The sequence below is a fragment of the Enterobacter cloacae complex sp. P38RS genome, from assembly GCF_014930775.1.
In the GTDB taxonomy this organism is placed as follows: domain Bacteria; phylum Pseudomonadota; class Gammaproteobacteria; order Enterobacterales; family Enterobacteriaceae; genus Enterobacter; species Enterobacter bugandensis.
The window spans coordinates 40,191-63,355 of sequence record NZ_JADBRS010000018.1 but is presented as its reverse complement, the minus strand read 5'-3'; the positions used below and the strand labels follow the sequence as shown (position 1 = coordinate 63,355).

The following is a 23,165-nucleotide window of genomic DNA, read 5'->3' as shown; positions in this document are numbered from 1 at the left end:
GCTAACAGATGGAAATTATTCTTGGCGTGGTGATGTTCACGCTGATAGTACTGGTGCTGTCAGGGCTGATTCTGGCGGCGCGCGCAAAGCTGGTTAATTCCGGGGATGTGATCATTGATATCAATGACGATCCGCAGAACCAGATCCGCACTCCGGCAGGGGACAAGCTGCTTAATACGCTCTCGGGCAACGGGATTTTTGTCTCGTCAGCCTGCGGTGGAGGCGGCTCATGCGGGCAGTGCCGTGTGACGGTGAAAGAGGGGGGCGGTGATATTCTGCCTACTGAACTGTCGCATATTACGAAGCGTGAAGCGAAAGAGGGGTGCCGCCTGGCGTGCCAGGTCGCGGTGCGTCAGAACATGAAGATTGAGCTGCCGGAAGAGATTTTCGGCGTGAAAAAATGGGAGTGCGAGGTTATCTCGAACGATAACAAAGCCACGTTCATTAAAGAGCTCAAGCTGCGTGTCCCTGAAGGGGAGAGCGTCCCGTTCCGTGCAGGTGGGTATATCCAGATTGATTGTCCGGCGCACACCGTGGCGTATGCGGACTTCGACGTGCCCGATGAGTACCGGGCCGACTGGGATAAATTTAATCTCTTCCGCTTTGTTTCCGAGGTAAAAGAGCCCGCGCTGCGCGCCTATTCCATGGCTAACTACCCGGAAGAGAAGGGCATTATCATGCTCAACGTGCGTATCGCCACGCCGCCGCCAAACGTGCCTGACGCGCCGCCTGGCGTGATGTCGTCGTATATCTGGTCCCTTAAGCCAGGCGACAAGGTGACGATCTCCGGTCCGTTCGGCGAGTTTTTTGCTAAAGATACCGACGCGGAAATGGTCTTTATCGGCGGCGGTGCGGGTATGGCCCCTATGCGCTCGCACATCTTTGACCAGCTCAAGCGTCTCGGCAGCAAGCGTAAAATCAGCTTCTGGTACGGTGCGCGCTCGCTGCGCGAAATGTTCTACGACGATGAGTTTGAACAGCTGGCGCGTGAGAATCCGAACTTTACCTTCCATGTGGCGCTCTCCGATCCGCAGCCGGAAGATAACTGGACGGGCTATACGGGCTTCATCCACAACGTGCTGTATGAAAACTACCTCAAACAGCACCCGGTACCGGAAGACTGCGAGTTCTATATGTGTGGTCCGCCAATGATGAACGCCGCCGTGATCAAGATGCTCAAAGATCTCGGCGTGGAAGATGAAAACATCCTCCTTGATGATTTCGGAGGCTGATTATGTTGACCTTTCTGGCAACCTTTGCGGTGTTTTTGCTGGTGGTGTTCGGTATGTCTTTAGGCTGGATCATCAAGCGTAAAAGCATTCAGGGCAGCTGTGGAGGTATCTCTACCATCGGAATGGAAAAGGTGTGCGACTGCCCCAAACCGTGCGATGCACGTAAAAAGCGCATGGCCCGGGACCAGCAGAGGATCATCTAGGAAAAGGCCGCTTCGTGCGGCCTTTATCATTTATTTTGCCCAGCTTTTGGCTTTGGCTGGTGAGTCCACAAGAACCCCTTCGGCACCCAGTGTTTTCGCCTTCTGGTAATCCTCTTCAGAGTTCACGCCGATAAAAATCAGATGGGCATTGCCCTGAGAGCGGAAGCAGTCAACGGCCTCTTTGTCCCACGTTAATGTTGCAGGAGAGACACCTTCGCCTAAGGTGAATTTCTCGACCACTTCTACTTTTCGTTTTAACTCAAGCCCATACCAGTAATCGTCCATTTTTTGTGAAGGAGGCAGACATTCATGGCTCAACGAAATCGTGGCCAGACGCGTGCGGGTTTCGCTGCGCGTGACAAAGCGGGGGATTTCGACAGGCAATGCTTCCATATAGCGATCTTCGGTTGAATAAACGCGAACGCGATTAAGGCTGTTGGTCTCTTTCAGTACGTTAAGCAGCGCGTTGCCCATGGTCGCCGGATCGGCATCCGGAGATTTGATATCAATAAAAAACCGCGTATCTGGCCAGGTGCTCAGCACCGACTTCAGCGTCGGTATCGGGGAATTAAGCAGGTTTTCCGGCAGGCCCTTATCTTTCCACTTCACGCTGGCATCCGCTTTTGCCAGTTCTTCAGCGGTATACTGTGACACCTTTCCCTGCAGATTGGTTAACGCTTTCAGATCGGCAGGTCGATAGAGAACCGGTACGCCATCCCGACTGAGCTGCACGGTTATCCAGACGATATCTGCTTTGTTTTCGAGGGCGAGCTTAATGGCTGGCAGGGTATTTTCAGGTGCATCCGCAGTCCCGCCCCGGTGGGCAACGATCGCAGGGCTAGCAGATGCAGCACTCGCCAGAAACAGTAACGAAATCGGGAGAATTTTCTTCATGAATAATTACGCTCCATTGATTTTCTAAATGTATGTATATAAAGGTTTTATTAAGAATGTTTGTAACACGTTTATATGACAACCGTGAGTAAGGAAAATAGCTGACGCATTTTTTGCCTTTTGTTATACTGTATATAAATACATGTGTGGTATGACCGATGCGCAAAATAATCCATGTCGATATGGACTGCTTTTTTGCCGCAGTGGAGATGCGTGACAACCCGGCGCTGCGGGATATTCCCATCGCCATTGGCGGCAGCCGCGTTCAGCGCGGTGTGATCAGCACCGCCAACTATCCTGCACGCAAATTTGGCGTGCGCAGCGCCATGCCGACGGCGATGGCGCTGAAACTGTGTCCGCACCTTACTCTTTTGCCAGGGCGCTTTGACGCCTATAAAGAAGCCTCAAACCATATACGCGAAATCTTCTCCCGCTACACCTCACTGATTGAACCGCTTTCGCTGGACGAAGCCTATCTGGACGTCACCGACAGCCTGCACTGTCACGGCTCCGCTACCCTGATGGCGCAGGAGATCCGCCAGACCATTTTCAACGAGCTGAATCTCACCGCGTCGGCAGGCGTCGCGCCGGTAAAATTTCTCGCCAAAATTGCTTCCGATTTAAATAAACCCAACGGCCAGTACGTCATCACCCCTGAAGAGGTTCCGGCGTTTTTAAAAACGCTGCCGCTTGGCAAAATCCCCGGCGTAGGCAAAGTCTCCGCCGCGAAGCTGGAAAGTATGGGGTTACGCACCTGCGAAGACGTGCAGCGAAGCGACCTGGCTATGCTGCTCAAGCGCTTTGGGAAGTTTGGCCGCGTGCTGTGGGAGCGCAGTCAGGGCATTGACGACCGCGATGTAAACAACGAACGGCTTCGTAAATCGGTCGGGGTTGAGCGCACGCTGAGCGAAGACATCCATGACTGGTCAGAATGCGAAACCATTATTACGGAACAGCTCTATCCGGAGCTGGAGCGACGCCTGATCAAAGTAAAGCCTGATTTACTGATTGCCCGACAGGGCATCAAGCTGAAATTTAACGATTTTCAGCAGACGACGCAGGAGCACGTCTGGCCGCGCCTGAATAAAGAAGATCTTATCGCAACGGCGAAAAAGGCGTGGGAAGAACGACGAGGCGGACGAGGGGTGAGGCTGGTGGGACTGCACGTCACGCTGCTGGATCCGCAGCTGGAGCGTCAGCTGGTTTTGGGATTGTAGATTGCACTCATCATAGGCCCGGCAAGCGTAGCGCCGCCGGGCAACAGACGACAAATTACTTCGCAGGGATCGCCTTCAGCAGTTCCGTCAACAGCGTCCAGTAATGGCCGACGCTTTCAATATGAACCTGCTCATCCGGCGAGTGTGGACCGGTAATGGTTGGCCCGATGGAAACCATGTCCATGTCCGGATACGGCTTCTTAAACAGACCACATTCCAGACCCGCGTGGATCACCTGGATGTTCGGGGTGCTGTTGAACAGACGCTGATAAGTTTCACGCACCAGCGCCATCACCGGAGAGCTTGCATCCGGCTGCCAGCCAGGGTAGCTGCCTTTGGCGGAGGTTTTCGCGCCCGCCAGCGCACCCAGAGATTCCAGCATGCTTACTACATACTCTTTACCGCTGTCGATCAGGGAGCGGATCAGGCAGATAATTTCCGCGCTGTCGTCGCTCATGGTCACCACGCCCACGTTCAGAGAGGTTTCCACCACGCCTTTCGCCACGTCAGAATTGCGAATCACGCCGTTTGGCGTCGCGTTCAGCAGCTGAACGAAGCTGTTGCGAGACTGCGCGGTCAGGGCGGCTTTATCCGTAGACACGGATTCCAGCACCACGGTCAGGTTCTTCTCTTTCGCCGACAGTTCGTTTTTCAGGATATCCAGGTAGACGCTGGAGAGTTTTTTCAGCTCGTCCGCTTTCGCCGCTGGCACCGCCACGGTGGCAAAGGCTTCGCGTGGGATCGCGTTGCGCAGGGTGCCGCCGTTGAAGTCCACCAGACGCAGGTCCAGCTCGGCCGCGTGGCCCGCCAGGAAGCGTGCCAGCAGTTTGTTGGCGTTACCCAGGCCCAGGTGAATATCACCGCCGGAGTGACCGCCTTTCAGCCCTTTCAGCGTCAGCTTGAAGGTCTGGAAGCCCGCAGGGATCGCTTCGCGTGACAGCGGCAGGGTAGAGATGAAATCAATCCCGCCCGCGCAGCCCATGTAGATCTCACCTTCTTCTTCGGAGTCGGTATTGATCAGGATATCCGCCTGCAGCCAGTTCGCCTGCAGACCGAACGCGCCGTCCATGCCCGCTTCTTCGGTCATGGTCAGCAGCACTTCCAGCGGACCGTGTTCAACGCTGTCGTCAGCCAGCACCGCCAGCGCAGAGGCCATACCGATGCCGTTGTCCGCGCCCAGGGTGGTGCCGCGCGCTTTTACCCAGTCGCCATCGATGTACGGCTGGATTGGGTCTTTAGTGAAGTCGTGAACGGTGTCGTTGTTTTTCTGTGGCACCATGTCCAGGTGCGCCTGCAGTACAACCGGTTTACGGTTTTCCATGCCTGCGGTAGCCGGTTTGCGGATCAGAATGTTGCCAACCTGGTCGCGCTCTGCGTGCAGACCTTTTTCCTTCGCCCAACCCATAATATGTTCGGCAAGCTGTTCTTCATGGTAGGAAGGGTGTGGAATGGAGCAAATTTTGGCAAAAATATCCCACAGCGGCTGCGGAGATAATTGAGACAGTTCAGACACGATAAGTCTCCTTGTCGAGGCGCTGCAAACAGGGTTGCAGGCCACAGGGTTAGCAGGTTAATAGTTACCACAAGTCAGGCTTGCGAGATGCACCTGAGAATACCACTTTCTCTGCTGGCTGGTAGCATAAAGCATGTAAAAACTCAGGCAGGGAGCGCTAAACACTGGTTTTTAGTGCGCCAGATCTCTATAATCTCGCGCAACCTATTTCCCCCTCGAACACTTTTTAAGCCGTATAAAAACAGGCTGGGACACTTCACATGAGCGAAAAATACGTCGTCACCTGGGACATGTTGCAGATTCACGCACGCAAACTGGCTGCGCGTCTGATGCCTTCCGAACAGTGGAAAGGCATTATTGCCGTCAGCCGTGGCGGTCTGGTACCGGGGGCGCTGCTGGCACGTGAGCTGGGTATTCGTCATGTCGATACCGTCTGCATCTCCAGCTATGACCATGATAACCAGCGTGAGCTGAAAGTGCTGAAACGCGCTGAAGGCGACGGTGAAGGCTTCATCGTTATCGACGATCTGGTGGATACCGGCGGTACTGCGGTCGCTATTCGCGAAATGTATCCAAAAGCGCACTTCGTGACGATCTTCGCTAAGCCAGCGGGTCGCCCACTGGTTGACGATTACGTCATTGATATCCCGCAGGATACCTGGATTGAACAGCCATGGGATATGGGCGTGGTCTTCGTGCCGCCTATCTCAGGCCGTTAATACCAGTACGTAACTTTACACGCCCGGCTATGCCGGGCGTTGTTCTTTTTGGCCTGCCACGCGTTACAATGGGCACTATATGACGTATCCATGGAGGCAACGCAATGACGCAGGCGAATCTCACCGAGACTCTCTTCAAACCCCGTTTCAAACACCCTGAAACGTCGACGCTGGTCCGTCGGTTTAATCCGGGAACCATGCCTGCCGTCCAGTCCGCGTTAGACGGTAAAAACGTGCCCCACTGGTATCGCATGATTAACCGCCTGATGTGGATCTGGCGCGGTATCGATCCCCGTGAAATCCTCGACGTGCAGGCGCGTATCGTAATGAGCGAGTCGGAGCGTACCGACAGCGAGCTCTACGACACGGTGGTGGGCTACCGGGGCGGGAACTGGATCTACGAATGGTCTAAACAGGCGATGCTCTGGCAGCAAAAAGCCAGCCAGGAAGAGGATGCTACGCGAAGCGGCAAGCACTGGCTGCATGCGGCCAACCTCTACGCCATCGCCGCCTATCCGCATTTGAAAGGAGATGAGCTGGCCGAGCAGGCTCAGGCGCTGGCGAATCGTGCCTATGAGGAAGCTGCTCAACGCCTGCCGGGTCAGATGCGCGAGCTTGAGTTCGCCGTTCCGGGCGGTGCGCCCGTCACCGGGTTCCTGCACATGCCAGAAGGCGACGGCCCGTTCCCGACCGTGCTAATGTGCGGCGGGCTGGATTCCCTGCAAATCGACTATTACAGCCTGTATGAGCGCTACTTCGCACCAAAAGGGATCGCGATGCTGACGCTCGATATGCCTTCTATTGGATTCTCATCGAAGTGGAAGTTAACGCAGGATTCGAGCCTGCTGCACCAGCATGCGCTTAAAGCGCTGGAAAATGTTCCGTGGGTTGACCACACCCGCGTCGCGGCGTTCGGCTTCCGTTTTGGTGCCAACGTTGCGGTGCGTCTGGCTTACCTTGAATCTTCACGTCTGAAGGCCGTCGCCTGCCTGGGCCCGGTGGTTCACGCCCTGCTCAGCGATCCTGCCCGTCAGGGCAGCGTGCCGGAGATGTATCTGGACGTCCTTGCCAGTCGCCTTGGCATGCATGATGCCTCAGACGAAGCGCTGCGCGTTGAGCTCAATCGCTACTCGTTAAAAACGCAAGGGTTGCTGGGACGCCGCTGCCCGACGCCGATGCTGTCCGGTTTCTGGAAAAACGATCCGTTCAGCCCGGAGGAAGAGTCACGCTTAATCACTTCGTCATCTGCGGATGGCAAATTGCTTGAGGTGCCGTTCAGTCCGGTGTATCAGAATTTTGACAAAGCCTTGAAAGAGATCACGCGCTGGATCGCCCAGAGAGTGTGTTAATAGATTGCTAAATTTCGCTGGTTTGGTAAAACAGTGGCTTCACAAAAGGAGATCGCAATGACGTTACCGAGTGGACACCCGAAAAGTAGGCTGATCAAGAAATTTATGGCTCTCGGCCCGTATATTCGAGAAGAGCAGTGTGAAGAGAATCGCTTTTTTTTCGACTGCCTGGCTGTATGCGTCAACGTGAAGCCTGCACCCGAAAAACGTGAATTCTGGGGCTGGTGGATGGAAATGGAAGCAGAGGAGAAACGTTTTACGTATAGCTACCAGTTTGGCCTGTTTAACAAAGACGGCAACTGGCAGGCTACTACCATCAAAGATCAGGAAGTGATCGATCGCCTGGAATACACCCTGAAAGAGTTCCACGACAAAGCGAGCGCGCTGCTGGCCACCCTGGACCTTAAGTTCGAGCCTGCGGATGACTTTTCCAGCGAAGCGGTGAAGCTGACCGCGTAATGGTTTCTCCCTCTTCCTGTGAAAGAGGGCCGGGGTGAGGGCAGCAGACCGCATTTACCCTGGGCAAAAAAATCCCGGCTTGTATGCCGGGATTTTCTTATCTGGATAATCTTAGAACTGATACGTCACACCCAGCGCAACGATATCATCGCTGCTCACGCCCAGCTTATTATCGTCGTCAATCTGGTTGATTTTATAATCAACAAACGCGGACATGTTTTTGTTGAAGTAATACGTGGCGCCCACGTCAATATATTTCACGATATCTTCGTCGCCAATGCCTTCGATATCTTTACCTTTGGACTGTACATAACCCACGGATGGGCGCAGACCAAAGTCAAACTGATATTGTGCAACCACTTCGAAGTTTTGCGCTTTATTTGCAAAACCACCGGAGATAGGGGCCATATTGCGGGTTTCAGAATAAATAGTGGCCAGGTAAATATCGTTCGCGTCGTATTTCAGACCGGTTGCCCAGCCCTCGGCTTTTTTACCTTCACCGCGCGCCTGCAGGTTCTGCGCGTTGGTGCGATCGGAGCTGGCATAAGCACCAATGACGGAGAAATCGCTGCCGCCGAAGTCATAGGCCAGAGACGTACCAAAGCCGTCACCGTTCTGCTTTTTCACGTCGCGGTTTTCGTTTTTGCCCTGGTACTGCAGGGTCATATCAAGACCGTCTACCATGCCAAAGAAGTCGGTATTGCGGTAGGTGGCCAGTCCGGAGGCACGTTTCGTCATGAAGTTGTCGGTCTGTGCCAGGCCGTCACCGCCGAACTCAGGGAACATATCGGTGTATGCCGCGACGTCATAAAGCGCGCCCAGGTTACGGCCGTAATCCAGTGAACCAAAGTCTTTCAGTTTAATACCGGCGAACGCCAGACGTGTTTTCTGCGAGGAGTCGCTTTCAGCTTTGTTACCTGCGAATTCAGCTTCCCAACGGCCATAGCCCGTCAGCTGATCGTTAATCTGGGTTTCGCCTTTAAAACCGAAACGAACGTAAGTCTGGTCACCATCTTTGGTGTCATCATCACTGATATAGTGCATAGCTTTCACTTTGCCGTACACGTCCAGTTTATTACCGTTTTTATTATAAACTTCTGCTGCGTGAACAGATGCGGAAGCCACCACGCCCATAACCACTAATGCCAGAGTGCTCTTTTTCATTTTCGATCCTGTCTTATAAACGCGCTTTAAAAATTCGCTGGACGATAAGCTGATGCTTAAGTCCCGTGAAAAAACAGGAAGGGTTTTATCGTTCTGTAATGAAACTTTTATGACAAACTAAGAATAATTTTAAAAAACTGTGATTTATTATTACGGTAATAAATTTGTCAAATTCTGCCGCTACGCTTCCTGATCCCGCGCAACAAAGTGCCTGGTGATGCACTAAGGCAGTTGGCAACCGGGCTGACTCCTGTTAAAACGTTCGTTCGACATTACTTTCCCTTATCGTTGAACGGCAGAGAATCATGAGTGACAGCCAGACGCTGGTGGTAAAACTCGGTACCAGTGTGTTAACAGGCGGATCGCGCCGCCTAAATCGCGCCCACATTGTTGAGCTTGTACGCCAGTGCGCTCAGCTGCATGCCGCAGGGCACCGTATTGTGATTGTGACCTCCGGGGCGATTGCCGCCGGGCGTGAACACCTGGGTTATCCCGAACTCCCCGCGACGATCGCCTCTAAACAGCTGCTGGCCGCCGTGGGACAAAGCCGACTCATTCAACTCTGGGAACAGCTGTTCTCTATCTACGGTATTCACGTCGGGCAGATGCTGCTGACGCGTGCGGATATGGAAGACCGGGAGCGCTTCCTGAACGCCCGCGATACCCTGCGCGCCCTGCTGGACAACAATATTGTTCCCGTTATCAACGAAAACGATGCCGTTGCCACCGCTGAAATAAAAGTGGGCGATAACGATAACCTCTCTGCGCTGGCCGCCATCCTGGCCGGTGCCGATAAACTCCTGCTTCTGACCGATCAGCAGGGGCTGTTCACCGCCGACCCGCGCTCCAACCCGGAAGCCGAGCTGATTACCGATGTTCATGGTATCGACGATGCGCTGCGCGCCATCGCCGGTGACAGCGTGTCCGGCCTCGGAACGGGCGGGATGGGGACAAAGCTGCAGGCCGCCGACGTGGCGTGCCGCGCCGGTATCGACACCATCATTGCCGCGGGCAGCCGCCCTGGCGTGATTGGCGACGTGATGGAAGGCATTTCCGTTGGCACCCGCTTCCACGCCCAGGAATCCCCACTGGAGAACCGCAAGCGCTGGATCTTTGGCGCGCCGCCTGCCGGTGAACTCACCGTTGATGAAGGGGCAACCGCGGCGATTCTGGAACGAGGGAGTTCATTGCTTCCTAAAGGAATTAAAAGCGTGACAGGCCACTTCTCCCGTGGTGAAGTGATCCGCATCCGTAACCTTGAAGGTCGCGACATCGCGCATGGCGTAAGCCGCTATAACAGCGATGCCCTGCGCCGCATTGCGGGCCACCACTCGCAGCAGATCGACGCTATTCTGGGCTATGAATATGGCCCGGTTGCCGTGCATCGCGATGACATGATTATTCGTTAAGGAGCCAGAACATGCTGGAACAAATGGGCGCAGCCGCGAAGGCCGCTTCTTACAAACTGGCGCTCCTTTCCAGCCGCGAGAAAAACCGCGTGCTGGAAAAAATCGCTGATTATCTGGAAGCACAGTCTCAGGACATTTTGCTTGCCAACGAGCAGGATCTGCTGGAAGCGCGTCGAAACGGCCTGAGCGAAGCGATGCTCGACCGCCTGGCGCTGAACCCGGCGCGTCTTAAAAGTATCGCCGACGATGTTCGTCAGGTTTGTAATCTGGCCGACCCGGTAGGACAGGTGATTGACGGTGGGCTGCTCGACAGCGGTTTGCGTCTGGAGCGTCGCCGCGTGCCGCTCGGCGTCATCGGCGTGATTTATGAAGCCCGTCCAAACGTGACGGTTGACGTCGCTTCCCTGTGCCTGAAAACCGGTAATGCCGCCATTCTACGCGGTGGGAAAGAGACCTGGCGCACCAACGCCGCGACGGTGAAAGTCATCCAGCAGGCGCTGGAAGAGTGCGGTTTGCCGGCGGGTGCCGTGCAGGCGATTGAGAGCCCTGACCGCGCGCTGGTCAACGAGATGCTGCGCATGGACAAATACATCGACATGCTGATCCCACGCGGTGGCGCGGGCCTGCACAAGCTGTGCCGTGAGCAGTCGACCATTCCGGTCATCACGGGCGGCATCGGCGTATGCCATATCGTGGTAGACGACAGCGCCGAAATTGAGCCAGCGCTGAAGATTATCGTCAACGCCAAAACCCAGCGCCCAAGCACCTGTAACACCGTAGAAACGCTGCTGGTGCACCAGGGGATTGCGAGCGCCTTCTTGCCTGCTCTGAGCAAACAGCTGGCGGAGAGCGGGGTGACGCTGCACGCTGATACCAATGCCCTCGCGCTGCTCCAGGGTGGCCCGGCTAGCGTGGTTCCCGTAAAAGCGGAGCAGTACGACGACGAGTTCCTGTCGCTGGATCTGAACGTGAAGGTGGTTGCGGATCTCGACGACGCTATTGCGCACATTCGTGAACACGGCACGCAGCATTCTGACGCGATCCTGACGCGTACGCTGCGCAATGCCGATCGCTTTGTGAATGAAGTGGATTCCTCTGCGGTATATGTGAACGCTTCCACCCGTTTCACGGACGGCGGCCAGTTCGGACTTGGCGCAGAAGTGGCGGTCAGCACGCAGAAACTGCACGCGCGCGGTCCGATGGGCCTTGAAGCGCTGACCACCTATAAGTGGATCGGCTTCGGTGACGATACGATTCGTGCGTAAATAGTCACGGGTGATGCAAAAATAGCCGTTTGATTCAAAAGGGCATTGACGCATCACCCGGTTAGATCTAACCTTTTGCCCCGTGGTTACACTCGTAACCGGCCTCTCAGGGCCGATATAGCTCAGTTGGTAGAGCAGCGCATTCGTAATGCGAAGGTCGTAGGTTCGACTCCTATTATCGGCACTCACACAACAAAATCCTTTAAAAACAATGAATTAAGGCGATTGTCACTCTCGAGGTACAATCTTTTTTTAAGGGATTCTATGACCAACAGTTGCCGCTATGGTTAACAGTGGCTATTCAGGGAAGTTAGCACGTAGCGGCCTGTAGTTGTAAAGCTCGAACAGGTACAAAGCGTGAACAGTCCCCACGAACCGCTATCAACTCGAAGCTGATGACGCTGCCAACGTCTCTAAATCCTCCCGAAACAGATTGATCACACGCATTCAAGCCCGATGTGCGGCCTTATGGCTGCGTAAACAGGTGAATAGTGGTAATGCTCCGGTAGCTACAGATCCGGCTCTGCCAGCGCTTCGCTCACGCTCCGAAAGGTACATGAGCACCCTGATAAGGTGTGATCCCTCTGACAATCTGATTTGGTCACTGGTGACTTTCGCAAAGCGAAACCAACCAGGTTGGCCAGATGAAGTCGCTACGCTCCGCTTGTCTTCTTACCACTAACGGGGCTTTATGGCTTCTATTGTCTGAAATCTGATACATTGCACAAACATCATATGGATTACTGTAAAGTTCATCATTATGATTATGTGTGCCATTGCCAGTTAAGAAATGCGGAGAGGACAATATGGATGTTACTGATGAGGCTTTGTTGAGTTCTGGCTTTACACCATCGGATTTGAAGAAGATAAAGAATAACGTTGAAAGCTATGGTGGAACGTTGGGGAATGCAATCAGGGACCTGGCCAGGCGATTTATTCTAGCCGTGTGGGTTGTATCCGGTTGCCTTGCTGTATTAATTTTTCTTGTGATGTTCGCATCTGAGCAGAGTGTTTTCTCTGGTGCTATTGGCCTTTCTTGTGGCGCAGCGGTTGCAATTTTTATACAACCGCCTGTACTTGCTTATAAATCTTGGCGATTCTGTAGAGCGAACAAATCTTAATTAGTACTGTTATCAGTAGCCAGAAGATCAAAAATGACTTTCGCTTTGACACCATATCCAGCGATTTTCATCGTTAGCTTAGGCTTGCTCATTGTGTCAACTTTTCGGTAGTAATCACGCGGCAGCCAACGGAATAATCGCCAAGCTCCGGGTTTCCTTGCTAAGCCGAAGATACTATAGACACTCACCCCTAGAGTCACCGTATTATAAAGAGCTAATCCACTTTCTGGGCTAAACCCCATAAATTGTGCGGTCTCCATTGCGCCATCAGCAAAAATTCCTTCCGATTTGGATTGTTCACCATAGCGAAGATGGCTTGCTTCTTTTGTTATACCGTTAATACCATCAACAAATAAAACGGCTCCTGCAAGAACTCCAACAGGGGTCATAGTGGACATCATAACCATCCCACCAAATAATGCTGCTCCAGATACCACTATATGGATTGCCGAAATAACGTATCCGACGATTTTATTGTTTTCCCTGACAAACTCGACCTTTGCATAAAGTTGGGCGGCTCTGGTTCTTAACAGGCGTTCTTGTTCTTGCAGATTATCTGTTTCGGCACGCAGATTTTTGATGCATGCAATGCATTCTTCATCGGTTTTGGCCCGTCGTGCAGTTTCAAATTCTTTCTCTACGACCTGCCTTATCTCTTCGACAAACTTGATACGTGTTATCCCATCTTGCAAATAGAATGCTGATAGCCGATTTGCAGTTTCGACGAGTTTCCGGGCTTCCAGATTTACCATGGTATCTGACCATGTTCTGTTCCAGCCCCTGTTGAGCAGCGCAATATCCATTAAAGACTCCTTCCCAAAATGTGTCTGGTCATTTTACGTGCAATAAAGTCGAAGATAACAGGAAATACTTTCACAACCCGCCACTGTGGGTGTCCCGTTCCTTTATCCTTCCAGTTTACATTCTCCTGTTCAAAATATCCCCGGCTCTGTTGGTGATCTGCTAGACCGTCAGCCCAGGCTCTCGGTGAAAAGCACTTTTCTTCGCCAAATATCGCTACGTGATGCCTTCAGCGACACGCCTCACTGCAACAAGGAGTGCAGTTACACAATGCTGCTTTGGGCTGACGCAAGGGAGATAACTTGATGTTTTGAAGTGCATCTGTTCACTAATTGTACAGCAATTTAACATGTTGTATCTTATAAGTACTTGGCTTTTTTGGTCAGGTATTGCTTTTCGGCGCGTTGGCGTGAAGCGGGGTATACAACAGCGATTTGATCAACAGAAGGATAGCATTCGGGAGGATTTGAGGTGAGTTTACTTGTTCAAGGATTTTGGATGAGTTTATCTGGTCACCCCACAACTTCGGGTTTCAGGCCTTTGATCCTGCCAGAGCATTAAACGCCATAAAAGCATATTTTTCTATTCACCAGCAGATGCAAAGTCACCACGGCGACGTTACCACAACGGGTAGAAGGTCTACCCTCACCTGGCGAAATTCTCCCGTCCTGGCGGTCATAGATGCGTATCTTTTTCCACACCAGCGCATGCAGTCCCATCAATCCCTTCTACGCTTCACCAGAAGCCCTCAGCTGCGATTTCTAGCACCAGATATAACTGGCGTAACGATAATCCATGACTCCCCACAGCGCGATACAGGATTCACCAGAGGGCATCTGTCTTGATGACAGTACGTCGTCTTGCCCTTGAATAGCAATAAGTGTCGCGGCATAAGCAACTTAATCCTCGTCATCATTCTGTAATACCCTACGCAGGATTCGGCTCGATTCCAGTATCGGCAGATCTTCCATTAATAACGCCGATCGCGATGGCAATTTATTAAACAAGCGCTCTGTTTGCGAGGCGAGATAGGCCACCAGAGGATGTGCGTCAGGGTCGCCTGAAATCAACTCCACGTTGTATTGCGTGACCGTGCCTTCACCAAAGACCCCCGAGCAGTAGTTGGTCCCGCCCAAATATCTGAAGTCTTCAATAAAAAAGCTGAACATGCGCATTATTTTGTGAGCATCGCGTTGGTCAGTACGGTTGTCTGCTATCCGAAACAGTATGGTATTACCTTCAATGTCATATTGATAACGAAGGCGGTGCTGCTTAAATAGCAAGATAAGCAGTAAACGATTTATCCTGCTGAACTGTTCCGTCACCCTGACAACGTTGTTAATCATAGTATCTGACTGTTTTTTCATTTTCGCGTGGCGATGCGCCGCGCTTTTGCCGGGCCGAAGCTGTGGCTTTTCGATTCCCTGAAGGAGCTGAGCATCAATGACCCCATGCTCAATGACGTAATGAATATGCTTAATGGCGGGCTCCAGCGCCTCAATGGAAAACAGCTCGGTATAGCCGTCGCCGGCATCAATGCCCGTTTGATATTTGGCCAAAAGAAAATGCAGCATTTTTTCCAGCTTAAAGACCTCGGACTGCGGTAACGCAATGCGGTAAGAATGGGCATAATCCACATCGCCCCAGACCCGTTTTAGCGACTGAATGCGGTTATAGATATTATTGGCTTTACCCACTTTCATCATCTTTTTGGCCGGGAAAAGCAATAAATAGAGAAAAGAAGGGGTGTCCATAAAGCGCCTGTGAATGCGGTAACGGAAAAAGCAATGATAGAAGTTTTTTCATGCCAGGCGTAGCGTAGCGTTCACAATGCTGAGCGCTTCATGCTTAAGGCCGGTATAGCCCCAAAAGGCTATACCGCCACTCCCTCCTATCGTGCAATTAACGCAAACACGCCCCAGCCAATATATTCCCTTGTGTAAGCCACATGGCGCTTAGGCGCTGCCGTCAGCTCCGCGCGCACCTCCTGTGCAAAATCATCGTCGGGGTTTTGATCCAGCCAGCGGCGCAGGGTCATCCATTTCGCGGCTTCGTATCTGTCCCAGCCTTCCTGATCTGCCAGCACCATTTCGACCAGGTCATAGCCCTGGCGATCGAAAGACGCGACAAGGTCGGGCAGGGTGAGAAAGTCTGCGGTGGACGAGACGCCGCAAGCCCGAGCCGTCTCCTCCGTTGCGGGAACCTGTCGCCAGTAAGGTTCACCGATGAGCATGATTCCCCCGGGCTTAAGGCTTTGTGCCAGCAGGTCCATCGTCCCGGCAACGCCGCCCGCAATCCATGTGGCGCCAACACAGGCCGCCACGTCGCATTGTTCATCAGCCACGTAGCCCGCCGCGTCGTTATGCACAAAATGGACGCGTTCGCTGACGCCGAGCGCCTCTGCGCGCCGCGTTGCCTGCGCGGTAAAGATTGGGCTCATGTCGATACCGGTACCGGTAATCCCGTGATCGCGCGCCCAGGTGCAAAGCATCTCTCCCGAACCGCTGCCGAGATCGAGAAGGCGCGCGCCTGGCTTCATGCGTAACACGCGCCCCAGCGTGGCGTACTTTTCTGGCGTGAAGGGGTTATGAATGCGGTGTTCGCTTTCGCTAACAGTAAATATGCGTGGGATATCCATCATCCTCTCCTTAACGATTATCAGGCTGGGCACGGACGTTGTTCAGCCCGGTAGTATTGATACGGTAGGGCTGACCGTTAACGGATTTGATCAGCTTTTTGGTTTTGAGCTTTTTGAAGACGGCGAGCGTGCAGTCGCTGAGCAATAGCCCTTCGCGGCTGTAACATTCAACGGCGGTGACGCGGCCGGACGTATCGCGGACGTGCACAATACGGCCACCTTTGGCGAGAACGTGTAAGGTACGCTGTTCCTGACGGGATAAATTCATACTGGAAAACCTGTTTAATCATCATGTGCAAAACGTGCAAACACACAGCGGTGTCCGCATTCGATTTCGGCGCATTGATAATCAGTCCGGCCTGAAAAGGTCGGGGAGCTGATTATCGGATGATTACATTCTCCAGCATCAAAGCCTCGGATTGAGTTGAAAGGTATTTACGGGGTGAATGATAACACCCGGTCATTGTATGTGTATACCCAGGGTTGAAAAGTGTGATCCCGGTAAGATCACACTGTACCGTTTTTTATATTTTTATCGATTTCAGCCTGTGGCTTTCCGAACAGATAGCCCTGCACGAGATCGCAGCCCAGCGCCTGAAGCCGTTCAAGCTGCGCTTCGGTTTCCACACCTTCTGCAATGACCCGCATATTGAGGCTCTTCGCCATGCCGGTAATCAGTTTAACGATATTAAGCGCATCGTCTTGGGTGGATATCGGATTCACAAAGGATTTATCAATTTTAATTTTATCAAAATTGAGTTCACTCAGCCTCGAGAGCGAGGAATAACCCGTTCCGAAATCATCAATGGAAATTTTTACCCCCAGCGATCTGAGCTTTTTGAGAATAGTGAGCGGCGTGTTGCTGTCACTGAAGAGCGAAGACTCCGTAACTTCCAGCTCAAGGCGGCTGGCCGGCAAGCCCGTCTCTTTCAGGATGGACTGAACCATTGCAGTAAATGATTTAGTCCCCAGCTGAACAGGTGAGACGTTTACCGAGATTCTGGCCGGAACCGCCCAGGAAGCTGCCTCCCGGCAGGCAAGTTCAAGCACATTTTTGCCAATCTCATTAATCATCCCTGTTTTTTCAGCAACAGAAATAAAGTAATCAGGCGACAAAATCCCCTTTACCGGGTGTATCCAGCGAATAAGCGCTTCATAGCCGTAAATTTCATTGCTGAATGAATCGACAATAGGCTGGTAATAAACAACGAATTCATGGTTGCTGATCGCGAGAGCCATATCATGCTCAAGGGTTCTGCTTTCCTGCAGCTTCTGCAGCATCCACTGACGGAAGACTTTTATCTGCTGTGAGCCCTCTTTTTTGGCTTCGTAGAGGGCCAGATCGGCAAATTTATAGAGATAATCCGAGCGCCGCTCATTATCAGATAAGACGATACCTACACAGGTGGCAATTTTTATCAGCTGGTTATTGATTGTATAGGGCAGACTGATGTGAGCGCTGATCTCTTTGGCGCGCGAAACCGCTGCGTTCTCGGTCAGGCCGCTGGAGAGAAGTGCAAATTCGTCACCGCCCAGGCGGTAAAACGTATCCGTCGCGTTACTCATTGAGGTAAGCCGTCGGGATACCTGATTCAACAGTAAATCGCCGGCGTCATGGCCATAGGTATCGTTGACCTCTTTGAACCGGTCTAAATCAAATAACATCACCGTGACAGGGGTATGGTTTTTATCTGCCTGAAGGGTAATTTTATTGAGATCGTCCCAGAAGAACAGACGGTTTTTCATGCCGGTAAGGGAGTCATGATACACATCATATTCCAGCTTCGAATTCTGTATTTGCAGCGTTTCTTTTGAACGCTGAAGTTCGTCAGCGAGGGTTTTAACCTGCATGTGGGCTTTAAGAATATTTTTATTCTGATAGATCATTAAGAACCCCAGAATAAAGCTTAATATCACCAGAAGTAACGAAAGTACGGAGTAAATATAATATAGGATCTGTATTTTATGGTTAGATTCATTAATTGTGTTAATATCTTTGGTTAATGCGCTTGAAGACAGTTGACTGAGCGGCGCATCGAGCAGGTGCATATTTGCCAGGTACTTTTTTAATTCTTCATGGCTCATTTTTTCCAGGTTACTGTCCAGATACGCCAGTATTTCTTTCAGGCGTGCAGCGATCTCTTGATGCGTTTTATCGCTCTCAATATAGCGGCCTAAGTCTCCCCCGTTCAGTAACTCGCCCTGGCTGAGCATAATTTCGAGACGCATGCGGGCCTGGTCTATCGTAACGTCATCGGTATCGGTTGCGTATAGACCAAGCCATGATTCAAATCGGTAATACTCTGATACCAGTTGAGCCACGGACCAGGACTCAGTGTAGTGAGTCAGTTTTTGCAGCTCTTGCTGACGATCGTAAACAAGAAATGCAATATATCCCGTCGTGATAAAAAGAGAAAAAATGATACCAACCAGTATCCTGTTCATTATGTTCTCCTGAACTGCTATTCAATCTTCATTTTGCTAACCTGCCATGCTGAACGCGAGTAATAAATTTGATTATTCAACTCAGGAAGACTGTCATAAGGGTATACAATGAATGATGGGCCTTTATCGCGGATACGCATATATTCGCCATTAATCTTTAAGGCAAGAATAGCATTATATTTCTTAAAATCGCTGAGAGGAATAGCGGTAGCGTAATCATTAAGGGCAATAACATTAACGACAGAACCCTTTGCTCCAACATAATCCATGAGTTTGTTCATTGGAACACCCTCAAACTTCGTCCTGCCCGTATACCAGGGAGATGTCGTCTCGAAACTCACCATGCCGAGTTTTTCAAGGCTTGCGAGATCAAACACTGCTTTTCCATCTTCGTTAGTATTTTCTATATTCCCGTAAATCGTCAAAATGGGTTTTCCGGCGGGTTTCGGCAGTTCACCCGCCCAGGCTAAACTCTGAACCAGACAGCATACCAGCATTAGGATTAATCGCATTATGGCCTCCACTTTTGCACAGAAGTATATGAATTATAATTTAGTTATCCTACTAGTTTATGTATTTTGTTGAGACGCTACCGTTTTTGGATATGCGTTGCAGGAAAATGTTTTAAAATCATCGAGTTGAAGTGGTTTGGTGCGAGCGGGTTTTACAGCACTGTGAGTGCTTCTTTTTTTAAGTACGCGACCATTATGTGAATAAAGTCGCTTTCGGCTAAAAAACGATCGTTTTTTATTGACGCGCACGAGGCATCGCCCGGGCAGCGTTGCTAACCATAACGTCGGATGCCCCAGACTGCAGGTTACCGGGACAACGACGCCTGGTTATTTTTCGCCAATTTATATGTCGCGCTAATTGTGCCGTTTAATTATCACACTCCGGCGATTTTTTATTCGAGAGCGGATAAAAAGGCCTTTTTTTTATTTAATTTTTCTGGTTGCCGCTTTTCGTCATGCTGGCAAAAACGCTATCCCGGTAGATCCAGGCATGTACTAATGCAGCAGAAATATGTAATAGCACCACGGCAAAAAGGAGTTTTGCCAGAAGGCTATGCGCATCGTGACACCAGGCGAAAAGGGTTGGGCTTACTGGCAAAATCGGTGGGAGATTAAATCCCTCGAACATGACGACGGGCAAGCCTGCTGCCGACAGCTGCGCCCAGCCCAAAAATGGCATTGCCAGCATGAGCGCATACAGCAGCCAGTGCGACGCTTTAGCCGCAAGCACTTGCCAGAAGGGTAAATCAGCAGGCAGCCGGGGCGTCTTGCTACGAAGTCGGTTCACCAGACGGAGCAGCGCCAGCAGTAATATGGCAATCCCCAGAGGGCGATGCAGGTCGATAAGCGCAATCCGGTGATGAAGCGTCGTCATCATTGCGGTACCAATAAACAGCATGGCCAGAATCATCGCCGCCATTAGCCAGTGTAGTCCTCTTGCCAGGGCGTTGAAATGCTGCGGCGCTTTTCCGTGTTCTTGATTCGGGTTCATTTTATCTCCTGCTTTTCAACAGCTTCGGTGGCTTTGCCGTAACCAATTTCCCGTTCCCGGCGACTAAAGGAGTGTGAATACGCGGCGGAACGCGCGTTTAACACCGGATCGTCAGACACGTTCACACCCGAAGGAACCGTCGAGGGGTCGAAGTTAACGTCGCGGCACGGACCGTCAGCCTGGGCTTCGACGCGCACCACTTCCAGCGTACCGGCCACGATCTGCCTGCGATCGTTAGGCCACGGCCGGGAAGGGTCATCCACCGGATCGCCCGGCTGGGCGAGTTGCAGAACAAAATCCCAGTAGAGAGGCTTCTGAGCAAGCCTCTGGCTGACGCCCTCGAACATGATGTTGCGATCGGCCTTCTGGCGCTGCTCCTCGCTCAGCGACACAAAAGGATCGTGCGGGCGCATCATCCAGCGTACCGCCTGGCGATTTCCGAGACCGTCCACGAGGTAAAAGGCGTTAATGCTGTAGAACGTTGCGCCGGCAAAGCTCCCGGGGGCGGGCTTTTGTGCCGCCCATTTGAGGTATTTCTCTGCTTCCGGATAGGCTTTTAAGAATGCCGCGAGGCGCTGTGGATCCGGCTTGCCGGTGGCCGGGTCTGGCGCGGTTGCCTGGTGCAGCGCCAGAAATCCTTCAGGGTCCCGGGTCGCAAAGAAGGGTTCGTTGTTCATCGCCATACGCCACTGCTGGTTATCGTCTGTTCTGAACATCAGGGCCATGCTCAGGGTTTTCGTTGAGCTATCCGCCGCGTGGGGGTCGCCAGTGCCGATGGAAAACCGTCCGACAACAGGGGTATGCTGCTGGGAAAAAAGGCGCGCGGTTGACAAAGACGTTGCTGAACCGGCTGGAATGAAGTTTCCCGTAAAACACATTCCTTTGCCATGTGCCCGGCGAAATCCGGGAGGAAACGGCGTTGGTGTTTCCGAGACTAATGCCTGACTGGTGGTGCGAGAACCGATCCAACCCGCCGTCCACGCAAATGCGGATGCTATCGCGCCCACGATCGCGGCGATGATGGCCAGCGCTCCCCAGGATTTTTTGGATCGTAAATCCACATTAGACATAGACGTTTTTCCAGTGTGAAAGAATAATACCTGTCACGCGCACGAACATCGGCGAGCCACGCATTAATACAGGGATAAAGTTGAGGCGATTATTTTTTTATAATCGCGGTAATATGCCAGAGGATATTTTTATGATGAGGCGATTATAGACGCGCTAAAGAATAATAGACTGAAAAGCCACTATTTTTATAACGTGCGTTTTACGCTCTGAGAAGAGTATATAAGGTAAACTTTATTAAAAAAGAATATCACGAAAAGTTTATAATTTTTGATGCCAGATATTTTCGCGTTCGCCACCCGGCGGGCGGTCTAACCCGCCTCCAGCATCCCAAAACTCACAATTCGCGAGCGTCCCAGCTCTTTCGCCCGGTACAGTGCCACGTCCGCGGCGCGCAGCAGGTTGTCACTTTGAGCATGCTCTGGATAGCTGGCGATACCAATCGACACATCCACCGGCCCAATCTCGGTCAGCCCGTAGCGAAGCGATAGCGCATGCACGCCGTTGTAAATCTTCTGCGCGCAGGCGTGCGCTTCTGCTTCACCGGCCCCGGGAAGCAGAACCAGAAACTCCTCGCCCCCGTAGCGGAATGCCAGCCCGCCGTCGTGCGCGGCCCGCTGAACAATCGTCGCCACGTTTTTGATTACCTGATCGCCGGCCTCGTGACCAAAGCGGTCGTTAATGCTTTTAAAGTGATCGATGTCGATCATCATGCAGCTTAACGGCTCGCCGTTGCGCATGGCCTGCGTCATTTGCGTGTGCAGGGTGTCTTCCAGATGATGACGATTACGCAGGCCGGTAAGCGGGTCAAACAAGGCTTTTTCCAGCAGCGCGTTGCGCAGGCGCTGATTCGCCAGCGCCAGTCCGAGCGCCTCGGCCATCAGTTCCAGATACGCGCGTGCAGGAGCATTTTCCGGGGTGATGTTCTGGAACGAGAGCAATCCAATGGCCTCGCCCTGGGCGATAAGCGGTACGCACAGTGCGCTTTCCGCCTGTGATTCCGGGAGATGATAGCAGGCGACATCCGGTTCACCGTTAACCGGCGGGTGGCTCTGACCGCGACGCACGGCCCAGCACGCATCGGGGTGGAATGTGGCCTCATCATCTGCCGGTGAAAGCCACTGGGCGACGCAGCGCATTTGCCACGGATCGCGGTCAAAAACGTAGAGCCGGCCCGCTATCCCCGGCGCGATATTGGGCGCAAACAGCTCCGCCACGTTAATCACGTCGTCAAAGTTTTCACACCCCTGCAGCCGCTGGGTCATGCGCGCCAGCAGCTCGCGGATGGCCCAGTCGGCGTCACGCTCTTTTTCCAGCCGCTGTCGCGCAAGGCCGTTTTCACGAAAGATGCGGATGGCCTGGGCCATATCGCCAATCTCATCAATCTGGTTAAAGTTGGGCGTTTCAACCGCGAAGTCCTGAGAAGCCAGACGGTGAACCACGTCGCTCAGGCGTACCACCGGGCGCAGCACGCGGCGTTTTAATATAAAGCCGAGCACAAACAAGAACAGCAGGGCGGTCAGGCCAACCATCACTTCAGAAGCCGTGCGCAGCGCTTTCGATTTTTTCGTCGCCTCCCGTACGGAGGCGATGACACGTTTGTCGAGTATCTGGCGAAAGCGATCGATTTGGGTTTGTGCGCGCTCAAGCTCCTGCTCGTAGGGCATGCCATAGAGCAGGGCAACGGCCTGCGCATCTTCACCCCGGGCCACGCTCGTCAGTGCCGCCTGCTGCTCATCCTGCAGTGCATCAATGATTTTTAAACCATCATGCAGCAGGGCCAGCTCGTCATCTGAAGCGCCGGTGTCCTGCAGTTTCTCCAGCTTCAGCTCGATGCTCTTCAGTTTTTTCTCTGACGCATTGTACTCATCCAGGATTTGCGGATTTTTTTTGATGACATACAGGCGCGCTAAATCGGACTGTTTCCAGGCGTCGGTTTCAATATTTTCTGTAAGCTCATCAAAATTTTGACGTAGTTCAATGGCCTGACGTTCGGCGGTGTCAGCTCCGGAGGCCATCAGCATGATAATGCCGGAGGCGATAGTCAGGCAGACCGTGGCACCGTAGGCCCAGTTGGTTATTGTCGCGATTCGCACCTGGAGATCCTTTTACCGCATAAAGAGGATGGCGTTCTTCAAATTATAGAAAACGTATGATTTAAGGCG

The 23,165-nt window shown here is 52.4% G+C and carries 21 protein-coding genes and 1 tRNA gene; 10 read left to right on the top strand and 12 right to left on the bottom strand.

What is annotated here, in order from left to right:
• Positions 1-8 precede the first annotated feature (8 nt).
• Together nqrF and nqrM are read left to right on the top strand one after the other, a co-directional pair.
• Positions 9-1,232, top strand: coding sequence for an NADH:ubiquinone reductase (Na(+)-transporting) subunit F (nqrF, locus tag IM303_RS18860; RefSeq protein WP_048999727.1), 1,224 nt, complete (start codon positions 9-11; stop codon positions 1,230-1,232).
• Positions 1,233-1,234: 2 nt separating this feature from the next.
• On the top strand, positions 1,235-1,435 hold the full coding sequence (gene nqrM, locus IM303_RS18855) for a (Na+)-NQR maturation NqrM (RefSeq protein WP_048999729.1): 201 nt from the start codon (positions 1,235-1,237) through the stop codon (positions 1,433-1,435).
• Between the two features lie 30 nt (positions 1,436-1,465).
• On the opposite strand, the gene IM303_RS18850 is transcribed toward nqrM, so the two are convergent.
• A complete protein-coding gene (locus tag IM303_RS18850; RefSeq protein WP_048999730.1) occupies positions 1,466-2,329 on the bottom strand; it encodes a glycerophosphodiester phosphodiesterase family protein in 864 nt (287 codons plus the stop codon).
• 158 nt (positions 2,330-2,487) lie between these two features.
• Between IM303_RS18850 and dinB the strand changes: the two genes are divergently transcribed.
• On the top strand, positions 2,488-3,546 hold the full coding sequence (dinB, locus tag IM303_RS18845) for a DNA polymerase IV (protein ID WP_041911133.1): 1,059 nt from the start codon (positions 2,488-2,490) through the stop codon (positions 3,544-3,546).
• A gap of 55 nt (positions 3,547-3,601) precedes the next feature.
• On the opposite strand, the gene pepD is transcribed toward dinB, so the two are convergent.
• Positions 3,602-5,059 carry a cytosol nonspecific dipeptidase gene (pepD, locus tag IM303_RS18840; RefSeq protein WP_048999731.1) on the bottom strand — a complete coding sequence of 486 codons (1,458 nt, stop codon included), beginning with the start codon at positions 5,057-5,059 and terminating at the stop codon, positions 3,602-3,604.
• A gap of 260 nt (positions 5,060-5,319) precedes the next feature.
• On the opposite strand from pepD, the gene gpt reads away from it, so the two are divergent.
• From gpt to crl, 3 genes are all read left to right on the top strand, one after another.
• Positions 5,320-5,778: a xanthine phosphoribosyltransferase gene (gpt, locus tag IM303_RS18835; protein ID WP_003863205.1), complete on the top strand. Its 459-nt coding sequence runs from the start codon at positions 5,320-5,322 to the stop codon at positions 5,776-5,778.
• A 104-nt stretch (positions 5,779-5,882) separates the two neighbouring features.
• Positions 5,883-7,127, top strand: a complete 1,245-nt coding sequence (frsA, locus tag IM303_RS18830; RefSeq protein ID WP_028012084.1) for an esterase FrsA — start codon at positions 5,883-5,885, stop codon at positions 7,125-7,127.
• 57 nt (positions 7,128-7,184) lie between these two features.
• A complete protein-coding gene (crl, locus tag IM303_RS18825; RefSeq protein WP_008500249.1) occupies positions 7,185-7,586 on the top strand; it encodes a sigma factor-binding protein Crl in 402 nt (133 codons plus the stop codon).
• A 111-nt stretch (positions 7,587-7,697) separates the two neighbouring features.
• On the opposite strand, the gene phoE is transcribed toward crl, so the two are convergent.
• Positions 7,698-8,750, bottom strand: a complete 1,053-nt coding sequence (phoE, locus tag IM303_RS18820) for a phosphoporin PhoE (protein ID WP_028012086.1) — start codon at positions 8,748-8,750, stop codon at positions 7,698-7,700.
• 305 nt (positions 8,751-9,055) lie between these two features.
• On the opposite strand from phoE, the gene proB reads away from it, so the two are divergent.
• The 4 genes from proB (at position 9,056) to IM303_RS18800 (ending at position 12,545) form a co-directional block, all read left to right on the top strand.
• Positions 9,056-10,159 carry a glutamate 5-kinase gene (gene proB, locus IM303_RS18815; RefSeq protein ID WP_193360164.1) on the top strand — a complete coding sequence of 368 codons (1,104 nt, stop codon included), beginning with the start codon at positions 9,056-9,058 and terminating at the stop codon, positions 10,157-10,159.
• Between the two features lie 11 nt (positions 10,160-10,170).
• Positions 10,171-11,424, top strand: a complete 1,254-nt coding sequence (gene proA, locus IM303_RS18810) for a glutamate-5-semialdehyde dehydrogenase (RefSeq protein ID WP_048999734.1) — start codon at positions 10,171-10,173, stop codon at positions 11,422-11,424.
• Positions 11,425-11,535: 111 nt separating this feature from the next.
• Positions 11,536-11,608: transfer RNA gene (locus tag IM303_RS18805), tRNA-Thr, on the top strand.
• Between the two features lie 622 nt (positions 11,609-12,230).
• On the top strand, positions 12,231-12,545 hold the full coding sequence (locus IM303_RS18800; RefSeq protein WP_049119897.1) for a hypothetical protein: 315 nt from the start codon (positions 12,231-12,233) through the stop codon (positions 12,543-12,545).
• Here the strand turns inward: IM303_RS18800 and IM303_RS18795 are convergent.
• The 9 genes from IM303_RS18795 to IM303_RS18755 form a co-directional block, all read right to left on the bottom strand.
• Positions 12,542-13,348, bottom strand: a complete 807-nt coding sequence (locus IM303_RS18795) for a DUF4225 domain-containing protein (protein WP_049119898.1) — start codon at positions 13,346-13,348, stop codon at positions 12,542-12,544. The genes IM303_RS18800 and IM303_RS18795 overlap by 4 nt on opposite strands.
• Positions 13,349-14,245: 897 nt before the next feature.
• Complete coding sequence (locus tag IM303_RS18790) at positions 14,246-15,100, bottom strand: GIY-YIG nuclease family protein (protein WP_049001814.1); 855 nt, start codon at positions 15,098-15,100, stop codon at positions 14,246-14,248.
• A gap of 137 nt (positions 15,101-15,237) precedes the next feature.
• Positions 15,238-15,984 (bottom strand): cyclopropane-fatty-acyl-phospholipid synthase family protein, encoded by a 747-nt coding sequence (locus IM303_RS18785; RefSeq protein WP_049001819.1) that lies wholly within the window; start codon positions 15,982-15,984, stop codon positions 15,238-15,240.
• A gap of 10 nt (positions 15,985-15,994) precedes the next feature.
• A complete protein-coding gene (locus tag IM303_RS18780) occupies positions 15,995-16,252 on the bottom strand; it encodes a YjhX family toxin (RefSeq protein ID WP_028012097.1) in 258 nt (85 codons plus the stop codon).
• 239 nt (positions 16,253-16,491) lie between these two features.
• Complete coding sequence (locus tag IM303_RS18775) at positions 16,492-18,429, bottom strand: bifunctional diguanylate cyclase/phosphodiesterase (RefSeq protein WP_047367578.1); 1,938 nt, start codon at positions 18,427-18,429, stop codon at positions 16,492-16,494.
• A 17-nt stretch (positions 18,430-18,446) separates the two neighbouring features.
• Positions 18,447-18,941 carry a molybdopterin-dependent oxidoreductase gene (locus IM303_RS18770; RefSeq protein WP_028012099.1) on the bottom strand — a complete coding sequence of 165 codons (495 nt, stop codon included), beginning with the start codon at positions 18,939-18,941 and terminating at the stop codon, positions 18,447-18,449.
• Between the two features lie 427 nt (positions 18,942-19,368).
• Entirely contained in the window at positions 19,369-19,932 is a 564-nt protein-coding gene (locus tag IM303_RS18765) for a cytochrome b (RefSeq protein ID WP_041911125.1), read from the bottom strand.
• The gene (locus IM303_RS18760; RefSeq protein WP_049001823.1) at positions 19,929-21,002 is read right to left on the bottom strand and encodes a catalase family peroxidase; all 1,074 of its coding nucleotides are present in this window, start codon (positions 21,000-21,002) and stop codon (positions 19,929-19,931) included. Before IM303_RS18760 ends, IM303_RS18765 begins: the two co-directional genes overlap by 4 nt.
• Positions 21,003-21,311: 309 nt before the next feature.
• Positions 21,312-23,096, bottom strand: coding sequence for a diguanylate cyclase (locus tag IM303_RS18755; RefSeq protein WP_049001831.1), 1,785 nt, complete (start codon positions 23,094-23,096; stop codon positions 21,312-21,314).
• Positions 23,097-23,165: the final 69 nt, after the last annotated feature.